The organism is Limosilactobacillus portuensis, from assembly GCF_014838735.1.
Classification (GTDB): Bacteria; Bacillota; Bacilli; order Lactobacillales; family Lactobacillaceae; genus Limosilactobacillus; species Limosilactobacillus portuensis.
The window spans coordinates 1-249 of the sequence record NZ_JABUXQ010000157.1; the positions used below are offsets into that span (position 1 = coordinate 1).

Genomic DNA, 249 nt, shown 5'->3' on the forward strand with positions numbered 1-249 from the left:
CTCGATACTTACGTTTACTATACTTGGATTGCCACTTAGTGTCTTGTTTCTCTAACCATTTAGTGTGGAAAGTACCATACTTGATTCCATCAGAGCTGATAGCCAAATCAGCTATACCAACGTCAAGGCCAACAGCCTTTCCAGTTTTAGGTAATTCATTAATTTCCGTTTTTACTTGCAACGACAAGTAATACCGACCCGTTGGGTCGTAGCTAACCGTATATTGTTTGATTTTAGCTTTTCCAATGT

The 249-nt window shown here is 39.0% G+C and carries 1 pseudogene; it reads right to left on the reverse strand.

Annotation, left to right across the window (positions count from 1 at the left end):
• A pseudogene (locus HUK49_RS10970) lies at positions 1-249 on the reverse strand (RNA-guided endonuclease TnpB family protein); the annotation flags it as partial.